The 17,402-nt window shown below is 70.4% G+C and carries 12 protein-coding genes; 3 read left to right on the top strand and 9 right to left on the bottom strand.

The window, feature by feature from the left end; all coding sequences use genetic code 11:
• Positions 1–135: 135 nt before the first annotated feature.
• The 3 genes from ACFXG1_RS31135 to thyX form a co-directional block, all read right to left on the bottom strand.
• Entirely contained in the window at positions 136–1,821 is a 1,686-nt protein-coding gene (locus ACFXG1_RS31135) for a ribonuclease J (RefSeq protein WP_384717738.1), read from the bottom strand.
• Positions 1,822–1,951: 130 nt separating this feature from the next.
• Positions 1,952–2,851, bottom strand: coding sequence for a 4-hydroxy-tetrahydrodipicolinate synthase (gene dapA, locus ACFXG1_RS31130; protein ID WP_384717741.1), 900 nt, complete (start codon positions 2,849–2,851; stop codon positions 1,952–1,954).
• Between the two features lie 240 nt (positions 2,852–3,091).
• Positions 3,092–3,832, bottom strand: a complete 741-nt coding sequence (gene thyX, locus ACFXG1_RS31125) for an FAD-dependent thymidylate synthase (protein ID WP_384717747.1) — start codon at positions 3,830–3,832, stop codon at positions 3,092–3,094.
• Positions 3,833–4,005: 173 nt separating this feature from the next.
• Here thyX and ACFXG1_RS31120 point away from each other — a divergent pair, with 173 nt between their 5' ends.
• Positions 4,006–4,278 carry a hypothetical protein gene (locus ACFXG1_RS31120; protein ID WP_384724331.1) on the top strand — a complete coding sequence of 91 codons (273 nt, stop codon included), beginning with the start codon at positions 4,006–4,008 and terminating at the stop codon, positions 4,276–4,278.
• Positions 4,279–4,377: 99 nt separating this feature from the next.
• The gene (locus ACFXG1_RS31115; protein WP_384724333.1) at positions 4,378–4,941 is read left to right on the top strand and encodes a hypothetical protein; all 564 of its coding nucleotides are present in this window, start codon (positions 4,378–4,380) and stop codon (positions 4,939–4,941) included.
• Positions 4,942–5,071: 130 nt separating this feature from the next.
• Here the strand turns inward: ACFXG1_RS31115 and ACFXG1_RS31110 are convergent, their stop codons facing one another.
• From ACFXG1_RS31110 to eccD, 6 genes are all read right to left on the bottom strand, one after another.
• Entirely contained in the window at positions 5,072–5,515 is a 444-nt protein-coding gene (locus tag ACFXG1_RS31110; RefSeq protein ID WP_384745538.1) for a hypothetical protein, read from the bottom strand.
• Positions 5,516–5,532: 17 nt separating this feature from the next.
• Positions 5,533–6,285 (bottom strand): 4-hydroxy-tetrahydrodipicolinate reductase, encoded by a 753-nt coding sequence (gene dapB, locus ACFXG1_RS31105; protein WP_384724233.1) that lies wholly within the window; start codon positions 6,283–6,285, stop codon positions 5,533–5,535.
• 233 nt (positions 6,286–6,518) lie between these two features.
• Entirely contained in the window at positions 6,519–7,898 is a 1,380-nt protein-coding gene (locus tag ACFXG1_RS31100) for a M16 family metallopeptidase (RefSeq protein ID WP_384745535.1), read from the bottom strand.
• The gene (locus tag ACFXG1_RS31095) at positions 7,895–10,120 is read right to left on the bottom strand and encodes a polyribonucleotide nucleotidyltransferase (RefSeq protein ID WP_384745533.1); all 2,226 of its coding nucleotides are present in this window, start codon (positions 10,118–10,120) and stop codon (positions 7,895–7,897) included. Before ACFXG1_RS31095 ends, ACFXG1_RS31100 begins: the two co-directional genes overlap by 4 nt.
• Before the next feature lie 398 nt (positions 10,121–10,518).
• Positions 10,519–10,809, bottom strand: a complete 291-nt coding sequence (gene rpsO, locus ACFXG1_RS31090; RefSeq protein WP_006346214.1) for a 30S ribosomal protein S15 — start codon at positions 10,807–10,809, stop codon at positions 10,519–10,521.
• Between the two features lie 238 nt (positions 10,810–11,047).
• Entirely contained in the window at positions 11,048–12,550 is a 1,503-nt protein-coding gene (gene eccD, locus ACFXG1_RS31085) for a type VII secretion integral membrane protein EccD (protein WP_384716031.1), read from the bottom strand.
• Between the two features lie 747 nt (positions 12,551–13,297).
• Between eccD and eccCa the strand changes: the two genes are divergently transcribed.
• A complete protein-coding gene (gene eccCa / locus ACFXG1_RS31080; RefSeq protein WP_384745531.1) occupies positions 13,298–17,272 on the top strand; it encodes a type VII secretion protein EccCa in 3,975 nt (1,324 codons plus the stop codon).
• Positions 17,273–17,402 lie beyond the last annotated feature (130 nt).

Genomic DNA, 17,402 nt, shown 5'->3' with positions numbered 1-17,402 from the left:
ATGTTCGGTTTGTGGGTGTTCGTGTGGTTGACCCTGGCGGTGTATATGGTGTGGGGGGGGTCGGGCTGGACGACCCCCCCCCCCCCCCCCCGCTCCATGAAGTACGACGTCAGACGGTCGGGACGGGTCCCGGCATCAGACCTCGACGACCACGGGGAGGATCATCGGGCGGCGGCGGTAGGTGTCCGAGACCCACCGGCCGACGGTCCGACGGATCAGCTGCTGGAGCTGGTGCGGCTCGGCGACCCCGTCCGAAGCGGACTTGGCGATGGCTTCCTCGATCTTGGGGATGACCGCCGTGAAGACGGAGTCCTCGATACCGGAGCCGCGGGCATGGACATGGGGACCGCCCACGACCTTGCCGGTGGTCGAGTCCACCACGACAAAGACCGAGATGAAGCCCTCGTCGCCGAGGATCCGGCGGTCCTTGAGGGACGCCTCCGTGACATCGCCGACCGAGAGACCGTCCACATAGACGTAGCCGGCCTGGACCTTGCCGACGATCCGGGCCCGGCCGTCGACCAGGTCGACCACCACACCGTCCTCGGCGATCACGATGTGGTCCTTGGGCACGCCGGTGAGGGCGCCCAGCTCGGCGTTGGCCCGCAGATGGCGCCATTCGCCGTGGACCGGCATCAGATTCCGGGGGCGGCAGATGTTGTAGAAGTACAGCAGCTCGCCCGCGGAGGCGTGACCCGAGACATGGACCTTGGCGTTGCCCTTGTGGATGACATTCGCACCCCAGCGGGTCAGACCGTTGATCACGCGGTAGACCGCGTTCTCGTTCCCCGGGATCAGGGACGACGCCAGGATGACCGTATCGCCCTGGACGATACGGATCTGGTGGTCGCGGTTGGCCATCCGGGACAGGGCCGCCATCGGCTCGCCCTGGGAACCGGTGCAGACCAGGACGACCTCGTGGTCCGGGAGGTCGTCGAGCGCCTTCACATCGACGACGAGCCCGGGCGGGACCCGCAGATAGCCGAGGTCGCGCGCGATCCCCATATTGCGGACCATCGAGCGTCCGACGAAGGCCACCCGCCTGCCGTACTCGTGCGCCGCGTCCAGGATCTGCTGGATGCGGTGCACATGGCTGGCGAAGCTCGCGACGATGATGCGCTTCTGCGCGTTGGCGAAGACCTGGCGCAGGACGTTCGAGATATCCCGCTCGGGCGGGACGAAGCCCGGAACCTCGGCGTTCGTGGAGTCCGAGAGCAGAAGGTCGATGCCCTCCTCGCTCAGCCGGGCGAAGGCGTGCAGATCGGTCAGCCGGCCGTCCAGCGGAAGCTGGTCCATCTTGAAGTCGCCGGTGTGGACGACCATGCCCGCGGGGGTGCGGATGGCGACGGCCAGGGCGTCCGGGATGGAGTGGTTGACGGCGATGAACTCGCAGTCGAAGGGACCGATGCGCTCGCGCTGCCCCTCGGCCACCTCCAGGGTGTAGGGGCGGATGCGGTGTTCCTGGAGCTTGGCCTCGATCAGGGCGAGGGTGAGCTTGGAACCGATCAGCGGGATGTCCGGCTTCAGCCGCAGCAGATAGGGGACACCGCCGATGTGGTCCTCGTGGCCGTGCGTGAGCACGATCCCCTCGATGTCGTCGAGGCGGTCCCTGATGGTGGTGAAGTCGGGCAGGATCAGATCGACACCGGGCTGTTCCTCCTCGGGGAAGAGGACGCCGCAGTCGACGATGAGCAGACGGCCGTCGTACTCGAAGACCGTCATATTGCGGCCGATCTCGCCGAGGCCACCGAGCGGGGTGACCCGGAGGCCGCCCTTGCGGAGCTTCGGCGGGGCGCCGAGTTCGGGATGCGGATGACTCAAAAGACTCTCCTCACCATGCACACCCGCCTCCCCAAGGAGACGCGGCGTACATGACATTTGTGCACGTGCTGTGTCGTACGTATTCAGTTGGCGGTGCGTATTCGGTTGTCAGGTCGTGCCATGTCCGGGGTCAGAGCTGGACGCCGCCGGCCGCGAGGTCCGCCCTGAGCTGTGCCGTCTCCTCGGGAGTCAGCTCCACCAGGGGAAGTCGAAGGGGCCCTGCGGGCAGGCCCTGGAGGGTGAGGGCGGCCTTGGTGGTGATCACGCCCTGGGTGCGGAACATGCCGGTGAACACCGGGAGCAGCCGCTGGTGGATCTCGGTGGCCTTCTGGACGTCGCCGTTGAGATGGGCGTCGAGCAGGGCGCGCAGCTCCGAGGTGACCACATGGCCGACGACGGAGACGAAGCCGACGGCGCCGACGGACAGCAGGGGGAGGTTGAGCATGTCGTCGCCGGAGTACCAGGCGAGCCGGGAGCGGGCGATGGCCCAGCTGGCCCGGCCGAGGTCGCCCTTGGCGTCCTTGTTGGCGACGATCCGGGGGTGCTCGGAGAGCCGGACGATGGTCTCGGTGTCGATGGGGACGCCGCTGCGGCCGGGGATGTCGTAGAGCATCACGGGCAGTCCGGTGGCGTCGGCGACGGCCGAGAAGTGCCGGAACAGGCCCTCCTGAGGGGGCTTGTTGTAGTACGGGGTGACGGCGAGCAGGCCGTGGGCTCCGGCGCGTTCGGCGGCGCGGGCCAGCTCGACGCTGTGCCGGGTGTCGTTGGTGCCGACTCCCGCGACGACCAGGGCCCGGTCCCCGACGGCTTCCAGTACGGCCCGTACGAGCCGGTCTTTCTCCGCGTCACTGGTGGTCGGCGACTCACCGGTGGTGCCGTTGATGATCAGTCCGTCGTTACCGGCGTCCACCAGATGGGCCGCCAGGCGCTGGGCACCGTCGACGTCGAGTGCGCCGTCCGGTGTGAACGGGGTGACCATGGCGGTGAGGACCCGCCCGAACGGGGTCTGCGGAGTGGGGATGGGAGCCATGGGGAACACGCTACTCGCTGCTCAGTACGGTGTGGCCCTTCAGGGGACGTGACGTACGACGTGCCATGCGGAGCCCGGCACTGCCTGCTCGGGGGTTCAAGCAGTGCCGGGTCCGTTTGATCAGCCTAGATGAACTTCACGAAACCCCGCAATGCGGACATCCTTCCCGGATAATCCGTACATCTGTCCCGCCGGGTGCCCCGACCGGGGGACGACGGGGGCACCGCGGGCGGCGGGGACTCAGGGCGCGACGCGTCCATTGGCATTGAAGGCCGCGTGCGTCAGCGGCATCAGCCGGGCCCACTGCTCCTCCATGCGCTCGCCGACCATCTCGATCTCGCGCTGCGGGAAAGACGGCACCGCGGCCTGTTCGTGCTGGGTGCGCAGGCCGAGGAAGTGCATCAGGGACCGGGCGTTGCAGGTGGCGTACATCGAGGAGAAGAGACCCACCGGCAGGACCGAACGGGCGACCTCGCGGGCGATTCCGGCCGCGAGCATCTCCTGGTAGGTCTCGTACGAACGACGGTAGGAGTCCTCCATCGCCTCGGACACGATCTTGTGCTGCTCGGGGCTGCCGTCGATGAAGACGTACTTCCCGGGCCGCCCCTCCTGTACCAGCTTGCGGTCCTGGCCGGGCACGTAGAAGACGGGCTGCAGCTCCCGGTAGCGGCCCGACTCCTCGTTGTACGACCAGCCCACCCGGTGGCGCATGAACTCCCGGAAGACCAGGATCGGGGCGCTGATGAAGAAGGTCATCGAGTTGTGCTCGAACGGGCTGCCGTGCCGGTCGCGCATCAGGAAGTTGATGAGGCCCTTCGACCGCTCCGGGTCCTTCGTCAGCTCGTCCAGGGACTGCTCACCGGCCGTCGAGACCCGGGCCGCCCACAGGACGTCGGAGTCCGCTGCGGAGTGCTTGACCAGCTCGACGGTGACGTCGCTGCGGTACGTGGGGGTCGCGGCATCGGCCGGCACATCGGTCACCTGGGAGGTTCCTTCCTCGGGCGGGGTGGGGGGCGGCACCCACCTTAGACCACCCGTTGTCGATCACTCGGTGAGGTTTTCCGGACCGATTCACCCGGATCCGGCACCGAATCGCCGTTCCATTCGTCTCTCTGGGTAACAGCAGTCACCATCACTTCGAGGAGCGTGATCCGATGTTCCGCCGGCGGGAAGCCGTCCCGTTTACCTTTGTCGCCGACGCCGCCGAGGCCGAGGCCGACGCCGAGCGCTTCCGCAGTAACGTCACTCCCCCGCCACGCGAACGTCTCTCGGTCTCCCAGCTCACGGGTCGTACGCTGATCGGGCTGAGCATCGTCGCCGGTCTTGTCGGTTCCCTGCTGTTCGGCGTCCCGGCACTGGAGTCCGGGGCCGCCGGGGACGCCGAGCGCGGCGGTGTGTCGCAGAACGAGGCGGCCGAACGGCGTTGACCCGCACGGCCCCCGGGGGTGGTCGGTCCCGGGGCGCCTCGGTAGCCTCACCCGTCACAGCCCCCACAATTCGAGTGTGCTGGTGAGTGGAGAACAGTCGTGCCCCTGACCTTTCTGACGGCCGACCGCGCGTCCGACGCCTCGGCGGCGGACGCCGACGACATCGCGCTGCCCTTCGACGATCACGACGAGTGGCGGCGGCCGTATCGCCCCGGTCCCTGGCGGGTGGGGCTCGCGGCCCTGCTTCTGCTGCTGGCCTCGTTCGTGATGATCGCGGCGGTGATCATCGCCGCCGCGGGCGCGATGTCCGGGGCGGGTGTCTGTCTCGCCGTCGGACTGGTGATCATCGCCTTCGCGCTGCGGCTGCTGCGGGCGGGTGTCTGGGTGAGCCGCCACGGGCTGCGCCGGGTGGGTTTCTTCGGCACCACGACGCTCGCCTGGTCGCGGGTGACCCGGGTCCAGACCGTGCAGCGCCCGGTGCGCTGGCTGGGGCTGCCGCGGACCGTCCAGGGGCAGGCGCTCCAGCTCGGCCGGGCCGGGCGTCCCGAGCCGGTCGAGCTGTTCACCGACCACAACGCGGACTTCCTCTCCCGGGGCGAGGCCTTCGACCGGGCGGCCGACACCGTGGAGGCATGGGCGTCGGAGTACGGCACGATGAGCTGAGCCGGAGCCGCAGCGGGGGGCGCCGAGGCGCCGTACCGCAGGAGACGTACGAGGAAACCGCGCCGGACCGCAGTGGTCCGGCGCGGTTTCGTCATGTCGTGGGGCGGCACCGGCCGTGCCCGGCCGGTGCCTACGCCCCGCCCTCGTGGAGCGCGATGGCCCGCTGCATCGCCCGGCGGGCCCGGGGGGTGTCCCGGGCGTCGTGATAGGCGATCGCCAGCCGGAACCAGCAGCGCCAGTCGTCCGGGGAGTCCTCGGTCTCGGCCCGGCGCAGGGCGAAGACCTCGTCGGCGGCGTCCCGGTCGATCCGGCCGCCGGGGGTACGGGCGAGGTCGTCGACCGGCAGTCCGCCCTCGGCGTCCAGTTCGGCGGCGAGCCGGTTGGCCCGGGTGACGAAACGGGTGTTCTTCCAGAGGAACCAGACCCCGATGACGGGCAGGATCAGCACGGCCGCGCCAAAGGCGACGGTGAGCCAGGTTCCCCGCTGGACGAGCAGCACACCGCGGCTGCCGACCAGGACGAAGTAGACGACCAGGACGGCGGCCGTGACGAAGTACGTGATTTTCGCGCGCATATCGATCGGTGTGCGGATCAGTCGAGGTCGAGGAAGTTCTCGAGGCCGACGGTCAGCCCCGGGACGGAGCCGATCCGGCGGACACCGAGCAGGATCCCGGGCATGAAGCTGCTGTGGTGCAGGGAGTCGTGCCGGATGGTGAGGGTCTCGCCCTCCCCGCCGAGCAGGACCTCCTGGTGGGCGAGGAGCCCGCGCAGCCGTACCGCGTGGACGGGTACCCCGTCGACGTCCGCGCCGCGGGCGCCGTCCAGCGCCGTGACAGTGGCGTCCGGCTGGGCGCCGAGACCGGCATCGGCGCGGGCGGCGGCGATCAGCTGGGCGGTCCGGGTGGCGGTGCCGCTGGGGGCGTCCGCCTTGTTCGGGTGGTGCAGCTCGACCACCTCGACCGACTCGAACCAGCGGGCCGCCGCCTGGGCGAACTTCATGGTGAGGACCGCGCCGATGGAGAAGTTGGGGGCGATCAGGACGCCCGTCCCCGGGGACGCGGCGAGGCTGGTGCCCAGCTGGGCGAGCCGGTCCTCGGTCCATCCCGTGGTCCCGACCACGGCGTGGATGCCGTGGCGGACGCAGAAGTCGAGATTGCCCAGCACGGAGGCGGGGGTGGTCAGCTCGACCACCGCCTCGGCGCCCGCGTCGACCAGGGACTCCAGCCGGTCGCCCCGGCCGAGGGCGGCGACCAGTTCCATGTCGTCGGCCGCCGCCACGGCACGTACCGCCTCGGAGCCGATCCGGCCCTTGGCACCGATGACCGCCACGCGCAACTTGCTCATCAGTCTCTTTCCTCCGGAAGGCGTATCTCTCGGTTCGTCGGTACCAGCCTAGGTCGTGTCCGGAAAGTAGCGCCGTCCGCCCGCAGGGCGGGGCCCGCGGCGTCCGGTGCGTGCAATCGCAAGGCGGAGGGTTTCCCTCGTACTGGACGTACTTGGGAAATCCCGACAACGCGGCGAGTGTGCGTGCCGGGCGTCGCGGGCCAGGCGGGACTTTGCGGACACGGCCTAGGAGGTCAGGAGACGGCTTCGTGGAGCCGGTCGGCCTGGCGGTCCTTGAGGGGGCCGATGACCGCGAGGGACGGCCGTTGGCCCAGGACGTCGGCGGCGACCGCGCGGACCTCGTCGGGGGTGACGGCCGCTATCCGGGCGAGCATGTCGTCGACGGACATCTGCGTGCCCCAGCACAGTTCGCTCTTGCCGATACGGTTCATCAGCGCGCCGGTGTCCTCCAGGCCGAGGACCGTGGAGCCGGAGAGCTGGCCGACGGCCCGCCCCAGTTCGTCGTCGCCGATGCCGTCGGCGGCGACCCGGTCCAGTTCGTCCCGGCAGATCTTGAGGACGTCGTGGACCTGGGCGGGGCGGCAGCCCGCGTAGACGCCGAAGAGTCCGCAGTCGGCGAAGCCCGAGGTGTACGAGTACACGCTGTAGGCGAGGCCGCGCTTCTCCCGGACCTCCTGGAAGAGCCGGGAGGACATCCCGCCGCCGAGGGCGGTGTTCAGGACGCCGAGCGCCCAGCGGCGGTCGTCGGTCCTGGGGAGGCCGGGCATACCGAGGACGACATGGGCCTGCTCCGTCTTCCGGCCGAGCAGTTCGACCCGGCCCGCGGTGCGGATCGTCCGCAGGCCGTCGCGGGGTGCGAGCGGGACGGCGTCGGTACGGGTGAGGGCGCCGGCCTTCTCGAAGGCGCGGCGGACCTGGCGTACGACGGTGGCGTGGTCGATGTTGCCCGCGGCGGCGACGACCAGGTGCGTGGGGTCGTAGTGCTTCTTGTAGAAGCGGCGGATCCGGTCGGCGGAGAGCGCGTTGACCGTGTCGACCGTGCCGAGGACGGGCCGGCCGAGGGGGGTGTCGCCGAACATGGTCTGCGCGAAGAGGTCGTGCACGCAGTCGCCCGGGTCGTCCTCCGTCATCGCGATCTCTTCCAGGATCACGCCGCGCTCGGCGTCGACGTCCTCCTGTTCGATCAGGGAGCCGGTGAGCATGTCGCAGACGACGTCGATGGCGAGCGGCAGATCGGTGTCGAGGACCCGCGCGTAGTAGCAGGTGTACTCCTTCGCCGTGAAGGCGTTCATCTCGCCGCCGACCGCGTCGAGCGCGGCGGAGATGTCGAGGGCGGACCGCCGTTCGGTGCCCTTGAAGAGGAGGTGCTCCAGATAGTGCGTGGCCCCGTTGAGCGCCGGGGTCTCGTCACGGGAGCCGACGTGCGCCCAGATCCCGAAGGTGGCGGAGCGTACGGACGGCAGGGTCTCGGTGACGATCCGCAGCCCGCCCGGGAGGGTGGTGCGGCGGACCGTGCCGATGCCGTCGGTGCCCTTGAGAAGAGTTTGGGTACGGGCGACGGCCCGCGCCTCCGAAGAGGTGCGGGCCGTCGCCTTGAAGCCGCGCGGCGTCACTTGGCAGCGTCGTCCTTCTCGTCCGCCGCGTCGTCGCCGCTCTCGCCCTCGATCACGGGGACGAGGGAGAGCTTGCCGCGGGAGTCGATCTCGGCGATCTCGACCTGGACCTTGGCGCCGACGCCGAGGACGTCCTCGACGTTCTCGACGCGCTTGCCGCCGGCGAGCTTGCGGATCTGCGAGATGTGCAGCAGTCCGTCCTTGCCGGGCATGAGCGAGACGAAGGCACCGAAGGTGGTGGTCTTGACGACCGTACCCAGGTAGCGCTCGCCGACCTCGGGCATCGTCGGGTTGGCGATGCTGTTGATCGTGGCGCGGGCGGCCTCGGCGGCCGGACCGTCGGCGGCACCGATGTAGATCGTGCCGTCGTCCTCGATGGTGATCTCGGCGCCGGTGTCCTCCTGGATCTGGTTGATCATCTTGCCCTTGGGGCCGATGACCTCGCCGATCTTGTCCACGGGGATCTTGACGGTGATGATCCGCGGGGCGTTCGGGGACATCTCGTCGGGAGTGTCGATCGCCTCCATCATCACGTCGAGGATGTGGAGCCGGGCGTCACGGGCCTGCTTGAGGGCCGCGGCCAGGACGGAGGCCGGGATGCCGTCCAGCTTGGTGTCGAGCTGGAGGGCGGTGACGAACTCCTTCGTACCGGCGACCTTGAAGTCCATGTCGCCGAAGGCGTCCTCCGCACCGAGGATGTCGGTGAGGGTGACGTAGTGCGTCTGGCCGTCGATCTCCTGGGAGATCAGGCCCATGGCGATACCGGCGACGGGGGCCTTCAGCGGCACACCGGCGTTCAGCAGCGACATGGTCGAGGCGCAGACCGAGCCCATGGAGGTGGAGCCGTTGGAGCCGAGGGCCTCGGACACCTGACGGATCGCGTACGGGAACTCCTCGCGCGTCGGGAGCACCGGCACGATCGCGCGCTCGGCGAGCGCGCCGTGGCCGATCTCGCGGCGCTTCGGGGAGCCGACGCGGCCGGTCTCGCCGACGGAGTACGGCGGGAAGTTGTAGTTGTGCATGTACCGCTTGCGGGTCACCGGGGAGAGGGTGTCCAGCTGCTGCTCCATGCGGAGCATGTTGAGGGTCGTGACACCCAGGATCTGGGTCTCGCCGCGCTCGAAGAGGGCGGAGCCGTGGACCCGCGGGATCGCCTCGACCTCGGCGGCCAGCGTACGGATGTCGGTGACACCGCGGCCGTCGATCCGGACCTTGTCCTTGATGACGCGCTCGCGGACCAGGTTCTTGGTCAGCGAGCGGTAGGCGGCGGAGATCTCCTTCTCGCGGCCCTCGAAGGCCGGGAGGAGCTTCTCGGCGGCCAGCTCCTTGACGCGGTCCAGCTCGGTCTCGCGCTCCTGCTTGCCCGCGATGGTGAGCGCCTGCGCCAGCTCGTCCTTGACGGCCGAGGCCAGGGCCGCGTACACGTCGTCCTGGTAGTCCAGGAAGACCGGGAACTCGCCCTCGGGCTTGGCGGCCTTGGCCGCGAGCTCGGACTGGGCCTTGCAGAGCGCCTTGATGAAGGGCTTCGCGGCCTCCAGGCCGGCGGCGACGAGCTCCTCGGTGGGAGCCTCCGCGCCGTCCTTGACCAGCTGGATGGTCTTGGTGGTGGCCTCGGCCTCGACCATCATGATCGCGACGTCGCCGTCGTCCAGGACCCGGCCGGCGACGACCATGTCGAAGACGGCGTCCTCCAGCTCGGTGTGGGTCGGGAAGCCGACCCACTGGCCCTTGATCAGGGCGACCCGGGTGCCGCCGATCGGGCCGGAGAAGGGCAGGCCCGCGAGCTGCGTGGAGCAGGAGGCGGCGTTGATGGCGACCACGTCGTACAGGTGGTCGGGGTTGAGCGCCATGATCGTCTCGACGATCTGGATCTCGTTGCGCAGGCCCTTCTTGAAGGAGGGGCGCAGCGGCCGGTCGATGAGCCGGCAGGTGAGGATCGCGTCCTCGGAGGGGCGGCCCTCCCGGCGGAAGAAGGAGCCGGGGATCTTGCCCGCGGCGTACTGCCGCTCCTCGACGTCCACCGTGAGGGGGAAGAAGTCGAGCTGGTCCTTGGGCTTCTTGGAGGCGGTCGTGGCCGACAGCACCATGGTGTCGTCGTCCAGGTACGCCACCGCGGATCCGGCGGCCTGGCGGGCCAGGCGTCCGGTCTCGAAGCGGATGGTGCGGGTGCCGAAGGAGCCGTTGTCGATGACGGCCTCGGCGTAGTGGGTCTCGTTCTCCACTAGCGTGTTCTCCGTTACGTTGCGTTACGTTGCGTCTTTACGTCCCCTGCCCGTGTGGCGGGACGGGCGGAGAAGCGCTCGTACTGGGCCGGTCTTCGATCGAAGCTTCCGGGGTTCGAGTCTCCCGGGAGCCACTACCGAGGACCGGCGGCGGCGAGTCCGCCTCTCCTTCGTGTCCTTCTTGTCCGGTCCGTGCTGCTCGTGTCGCCGTGCGGCCCGGTGCGACCAGACTAAATGCCGGGCGGTATGTCGCGCACGCACAGCGGGCACGTACGGCGAAAGAACCGGTACCTACCGCTCATGCATACCGTAGACCGGTAAAAGAACGGCAAAAAAAGCGAAGGGGAGCGGTCCCGTCCGACGGGAACCGCTCCCCTTCACGGCGTCTTCACGGCGTCTTACTTGGCGCCGCCGGCCGCACCGCGGCGGATGCCGAGGCGGTCGACCAGCGTACGGAAGCGCTGGATGTCCTTCTTGGCCAGGTACTGCAGCAGGCGGCGGCGCTGGCCCACCAGGATCAGCAGACCACGACGGGAGTGGTGGTCGTGCTTGTGGGTCTTGAGGTGCTCGGTCAGGTCCGAGATCCGGCGGGAGAGCATCGCGACCTGGACCTCGGGGGAGCCGGTGTCGCCCTCCTTGGTGCCGAACTCGGCCATGATCTGCTTCTTCGTGGCGGCGTCGAGAGACACTCGGTACTCCTCAGATGGTTCGAAGCGCCCACGAGCGCCCCTGGCGTTTTCTCAGGGGGACTTCCGTGACTCGGGGGCGAAGGTCCGATGAGCGCTGCGCCCAGCTCCCGCGGGGCCCGTGAGGGGCTCCGGGGACTCCGGGCAGGCGTACACAAACGGCCGTAGGCCAGAGTACCAGCCCCGGGGGCCGGGTCGGCCCGGAGGCCGGGGGCCCTCGGGCTCCGGTCACGGCCCCCGGTCAGTCCGAGGTCAGGGCGCGGATCGAGTGGTAGACGTCGAAGACGGCCAGGCACAGCGGCAGCAGCGTCAGCAGGACGAAGGTCTCCGCGATCTCCAGGAAGCGGCCCCAGAAGGGGGTGACGCCGGCCCGGGGGACGATCAGACCGATGGCGGTGACCAGGGCGGCGGAGGCGGCGACGGCTGCGGTGAGCCAGACCGTACGGATGTCGAGGGCGGTCGTGTCGCCCTTGAAGGCGTCCATCATCAGCTCGACCGGGGGGTTGATCGCCAGGCCGAGGCCGAGCAGGACGAGGCAGCCCAGGCCGGCGGCGAGGGCGCAGCCGACCTGCGCGGTGTAGCGGAAGAGATGGGCGCGCATCAGCATCGCGACACCGGTGGCGAGGGCGAGCAGCTGGCCCCAGACGTTGTCGGAGAAGCCGAGGACCGCGCCGGCGCCGACGGTGACCAGGGCGCAGCCGCCGACGAGGCCGACCAGGAGTTCATGGCCGCGGCGGGCCTGGGCGGCGATGCGCTCGCCGTCGACGGGTCCGGCGGGCTCGTCGTCGGAGCCGTAGTCGCCGACGGTGGTACGGGGCGGGTCGAAGCCGATGGGGAGCCGGGCGAAGCGGGTGGAGAGGCCGGGCAGGAAGGCGAGGGCGCCGACGGCGAGCGGGGCGCACATCGCGGCGGTCTCGACCGGGGTCAGCTCCTTCCAGATGGCGACGAAGGTGGCGAGCAGGCCGATGGTCGCGGCGAAGACGAAGGCGACGAAGGGGCCGTCGCCGCCGGGCGCGACGATGGTGAGGATGACGGCGACGACGAGGACGGCGGCGCAGGCGAGGAGGAACTGGAGCTTGCCGATGCCCTCGCCGTCGGCGGGGGGCAGCAGTCCGCTGCCGCCGATGGCGGCGTTCGCCATGGCGCCGACGCCGAGGGCGACGGCGGAGGCCCGGTCGTCGTAGACGCGGGCGCGGACCCCGGCGACGGCGAGCAGCAGGACGGCGGCGACCCCGGCGAGCACGCCCGGCAGGCCGTGCATGTCGTTGCGGGGGTCGGAGGTCCACAGGACGAAGGCGAGCAGCAGGAGCAGTACGGAGCCGCCGAAGAGGCCGGCGCCGCGCATGAGGGCGTCGCTCCAGAGGGTGCGGTCCTTGGCGACGGCGGTGGCGACGGCGTCGGAGACGTCGTCGAAGACCGCCGGGGGCAGGGACTCGGCGAAGGGGCGCAGGGAGAGGAGCTCGCCGTCGAGGATGCGCTGGGCGCCGAGGGAGCGGGTGCTGTCGAGGACGGTGCCGTCGCGTCGTACGAGGTGGTAGCCGACGGGGGCGCCGGGGTCGGGGCTCTGGCCGGACAGCCGGAGGATCTCGGGGTAGAGGTCCGCGACGGCGATGTCCTCGGGCAGGGCGACGTCGACGCGGCCGTCCGGCGCGACGACCGTCACCCGGCAGAAGCCGGTTCCGCTGCTGGCGGGGGTCACGGGTCCCGGCTGACCGGATCCGTGCGCCGCCGCTGAGGCCGTCATACTCACCTGCTGCATCCCCTCGTGGTGGTTCCTCCGCGCCGCCGCGCGCCGGCCGTTCGGCCGGGTGTGCGGTGGTGCCGGGTGGTGCGTCCGCCGGTGGCGCCCGGTGGTGTGCCGGTCGCCGTACCGCCGCGGGCGCGGTGGCTCGGACCGTCCGTCCCGGTGACCGTCGGGCCGGGTGGCCGTCGGGCCGTGCCGCGGACGTCCGGTGCCGGTGTCTTCAGGTTCCGGTTGTCCGTCCGGTACCGGTTGTCCGTCCCGGTGCCGATGCCGGTGTCCGGCGTCCGGTGTGCCGGGTGGCGTACCGCGTGGCCTACGCCCCGTGGTTTCGTACACCGTCCGCTTTCCGTACCGGTCTTCGTACGGCCGCCGTCACGGGTTTGTCCGCCGCGTACACCGACTTCGTACGAAGGCTTCACAGTTCGCCTGCATACGGTGGGTAAGCGGGGCCCGCTTCGGTGACGCGCACCTTAGATCCGGCTTTGCACCCCGCCCGAACGGTCCGAATGCACACCCTCGGTCCGTATTCATTGCGCCCGGGCCTTTTCCGCTGGTTCGGCATTGCGCTCCGAATGACCCGTTTTCCATGGCGTTTCCACGGCGGTTCAGGGGCGCGCAAGGCCGTCGCGTCACCCTACCCCCCACCCCGCGCGCGGAGCGCAAGTAGGATCCCTCACCGCGGACGGGACCGTCGCCACGGGGGCGCCGATAGGAACATTTCCGTCCGGCAAGGGAATTGGTGAGCTTGTGAGTCAGATCGTCGTCAAGCGCCCACCACGGGCCCTGCCTTCCGAGGTGCCCGGCGACCCGCTCCAGTTGCAACCCCCTCCGGAACTGCCCCGCGGGCAGCAGGAGGGCGCGCTGATGCAGTTGCTGCCGATGCTGGGCATGGGCGGTTCGGTGGTCTTCTTCTTCATGACGCCGAACCCCATCATGCGGATCATGGGCATGATCATGATCGCCTCGACGATCGCCATGGCCATCGCCATGCTGGTCCGCTACCGGCGCGGCACCCAGGGGGAACTCGCCGATCTGCGGCGCGACTATCTGAAGTATCTGAACCAGACCCGCCGCCAGGTGCTGCGGACCGCGCGGCTCCAGCGCGACGCCCAGTACTACCTCCACCCCTCGCCGGAACAGCTCTGGGCGCTGGTCGCCGAGGGCAGCCGGGTCTGGGAACGGCGGATCGGCGACGCCGACTTCGGGCAGGTGCGCATCGGTCTCGGCAGCCAGCAGCTCGCCACCCCGGTGATGGCACCCGAGACCGCGCCGGTGGACGATCTGGAGCCGCTGACCGCGAGCGCCATGCGGCAGTTCCTCACCGCGCACAGCACCCTCGACGGACTGCCGCTCGCGGTGTCGCTGCGCGCCTTCTACCACCTGACGGTGAGCGGGCACGCCGATTCCGTACGGTCCACCGCCCGGTCCATGATCGCGTCGCTGACGTCGCTGCACTCCCCCGACGACCTGGTGGTGGTCGTCGCCGCGAACCGGGACTCGGTGGAGCGGTGGGAGTGGGCGAAGTGGCTGCCGCACCTCCAGGCGGGCGGCGAGGGCGACGGCGCGGGCACCCGGCGGCTGATCACCATCGACTCCCGAGAGCTGGACGCCCTGCTCGCCCCCCGGGTCGACGGCCGCCCCCGCTTCCAGGGCGGCGGGACACCGCTGCTCGACCAGCCGCATGTCGTCGTGGTCCTCGACGGCCAGTCGGTCTCCCCCACCTCCCCGCTCGCGGCACCCGAAGGCATCCAGGGCGTCACCGTGATCGAGGTCGTGGCGGGTGAGGTGAACGGGCCGCGCGGCGGACTCTCCGTCGTCGTGGCGCCCGACTCGCTGCGGCTGGAGTCCGGACACGGCATGGTGTACGACGGGGCGCCGGACCGGCTGAGCACGGAGGCGGCCGAGGCGCTGGCGCGCCAGCTCGCGCCGCTGCGGATGGCCACCGGCGGGGACGACGACCAGCCGCTGCTCGCCAATCTCGACTTCACGGACCTGCTCAACCTGGGCGACGCGGCCTCGGTCGACGTCAGCCGCACTTGGCGGCCGCGCTCCCAGTCGGAGCGGCTGCGGGTCCCGATCGGGGTCGGCGAGGACGGGGTGCCCGTCATGCTCGACCTGAAGGAGGCCGCGCAGGAGGGCATGGGACCGCACGGCCTCTGTGTCGGCGCGACCGGCTCCGGCAAGTCCGAGCTGCTGCGCACCCTGGTCCTCGGACTCGCCGTCACCCACTCGTCGGAGACGCTGAACTTCGTCCTCGCCGACTTCAAGGGCGGCGCGACCTTCGCCGGGATGTCGCAGATGCCGCATGTCGCGGCCGTGATCACCAACCTGGCGGACGATCTGACGCTGGTGGACCGGATGGGCGACTCCATCCGCGGCGAGCTGAACCGCCGGCAGGAGCTGCTGCGCGACGCGGGCAACTACGCCAACATCCACGATTACGAGAAGGCCCGGGCCGCGGGCGCCCCGCTCCAGCCGATCCCGTCGCTGGTCCTGGTCATCGACGAGTTCAGCGAGTTGCTGACGGCGATGCCGGACTTCATCGAGATGTTCGTCCAGATCGGCCGGATCGGCCGGTCGCTCGGCGTCCATCTGCTGCTGGCGTCGCAGCGGCTGGAGGAGGGGCGGCTGCGCGGTCTGGAGACGTACCTCTCCTACCGGATCGGTCTGCGGACCTTCTCGGCCGCGGAGTCCCGCGCGGCCATCGGCGTACCGGACGCGTACACCCTGCCGAACGTGCCGGGCTCGGGCTATCTGAAGTTCGGCACGGACGAGATGGTGCGCTTCAAGGCGGCGTACGTCTCCGGGGTCTACCGGGAGGGCGGCAGCCGGGTCGCCGCCACGGGCGGGTCGCTGCCCGTCGACCGGCAGCCGGTGCGGTTCACGGCCGCGCCGGTGCCGGTGCGGTACGTGCAGCCCAGCGCGCGGACGGTCGTACCGGACGCCCGGCCCCCGGAGGACGACGCGCTCGCCGACACGGTGCTCGATGTCATCGTGCGCCGGCTGGAGGGGCGGGGGGCCGAGGCCCACCAGGTGTGGCTGCCGCCGCTGGACAACCCGCCGCCGCTGGACGACCTCCTGCCCGGGCTCGCCAATGTGGAAGGCCGGGGACTCACCCGGCCCGGCTACGAGGGCGCCGGTCGGCTCGTCGTCCCCCTGGGCGTCGTGGACAAGCCCTTCGAACAGCGGCGCGACACGCTCTACCGCGACTTCTCGGGCGCCGCGGGCCATATGCAGATCATCGGCGGCCCGCAGTCCGGCAAGTCGACCCTGCTGCGCGCCCTGATCTCGGCGTTCGCCCTCACCCACACCCCGCACGAGGTCCAGTTCTACGGGCTCGACTTCGGCGGCGGCGGCTTGTCGTCGGTGTCCGGGCTGCCGCATGTCGGCGGGATCGCGTCCCGCCTCGACCCCGAACGGGTCCGGCGTACGGTCGCCGAGGTCTACGGCATCCTCACCCGCCGCGAGGAGTACTTCCGCAGCGCCGGCATCGACTCCATCGGCACCTTCCGCACCATGCGGGCCCGCGGCGACATCTCCGTCACGGACCAGCCCTGGGGCGACGTCTTCCTCGTCGTCGACGGCTGGGGCAATTTCCGTACGGATTACGAGGCGCTGGAACCCGCCGTACTCGACATCGCCGCGCGGGGACTCGGCTACGGCATCCACATCGTGCTCACGGCGGGACGCGCCATGGAGGTCCGCGCCAACCTCAAGGACCTCCTGATGAACCGGCTGGAGCTCCGGCTGGGCGACACCATGGACTCCGAACTCGACCGCAGGGTCGCGGCGAATGTGCCGACCGGGGTACCGGGGCGCGGTCTGACACCGGAGAAGCTGCACTTCATGGCGGCGGTCCCGAGGATCGACGGCATCAACTCCGACAGCGATCTGTCGGAGGCGACGGCGGCGATGGCCCAAGAGGTCACCCGCCACTGGACGGCCCCGGGGGCGCCCGCCGTACGGCTGCTCCCCCGCGAGCTGCCCGCGACCCGGCTGCCCGCCGGACACGCCGACCCGCAGCGCGGGGTGGCCTTCGCCATCGACGAGAACAACCTCGAACCGGTCTGGCTCAACTTCGAGCGCGATCCGTTCTTCCTCGTCTTCGGCGACAGCGAATCGGGCAAGTCGAATCTGCTGCGGCTGCTGATCAAGCAGCTGACGCAGCGGTACGACGGCGACTCCGCGAAATTCTTCGTGATCGACAACCGCCGCGCGCTGCTGGACGTCACCCCGGCGACGCATCTGGCCGAGTACGTCCCGATGTCCAACGCGATGGAACACCATGTCGACGCCCTCGCCGATCTGATGCAGCGCCGTACCCCGTCCGCCGACGTCACCGCCCAGCAGCTCCGCGACCGCAGCTGGTGGCGGGGCCCGTCGGTCTTCGTCGTGGTGGACGACTACGACCTGGTCTCCACCTCCAGCGGCAACCCGCTCGGCCGGCTGGCCGAGCAACTGCCCTTCGCCCGGGACGTCGGCGTCCGCTTCATCATCGCCCGCAGCGCGGCGGGCGCGAGCAGGTCCTCGTACGAGCCCTTCATGCAGCGCATGATGGAACTGGGCGCCCAGGGCGTCCTGCTCTCCGGCGACCCGCAGGAAGGCGACATCCTCGGCGGTGTCCGGATGCGCCCGATGCCGCCGGGCCGGGGCATCTTCATCTCACGGCAGCGGGGGAACCCGCTGGTGCAGACGGGGCTCATGCCGGAAGACGTCGTATAGCCGGGCGGACGTTTCCACAGACGTTTCCACAGACGTTTCCTCCAGCGGGCCGGGGCCGCCCACCATACGTTTGCGGGCCCCGCGCGCCCCCCCGGTTTGGCCCAAAACAGGGCCCGGGAGCGGGGGCCCC

It is taken from the genome of Streptomyces sp. NPDC059248, assembly GCF_042753905.1.
Classification (GTDB): domain Bacteria; phylum Actinomycetota; class Actinomycetes; order Streptomycetales; family Streptomycetaceae; genus Streptomyces.
The sequence above is the reverse complement of the archived record's forward strand: the minus strand, read 5'-3'. Positions and strand labels throughout refer to the sequence as shown.

Bases quoted from the DNA above. Each gene is read 5' to 3' on its own strand.
- ACFXG1_RS31110 (WP_384745538.1), bottom strand. From the start codon at position 5,515: ATGCGCGCGAAAATCACGTACTTCGTCACGGCCGCCGTCCTGGTCGTC.
- dapA (WP_384717741.1), bottom strand. From the start codon at position 2,851: ATGGCTCCCATCCCCACTCCGCAGACCCCGTTCGGGCGGGTCCTCACC.
- dapB (WP_384724233.1), bottom strand. From the start codon at position 6,285: ATGAGCAAGTTGCGCGTGGCGGTCATCGGTGCCAAGGGCCGGATCGGC.
- ACFXG1_RS31120 (WP_384724331.1), top strand. From the start codon at position 4,006: ATGTTCCGCCGGCGGGAAGCCGTCCCGTTTACCTTTGTCGCCGACGCC.
- eccD (WP_384716031.1), bottom strand. From the start codon at position 12,550: ATGACGGCCTCAGCGGCGGCGCACGGATCCGGTCAGCCGGGACCCGTG.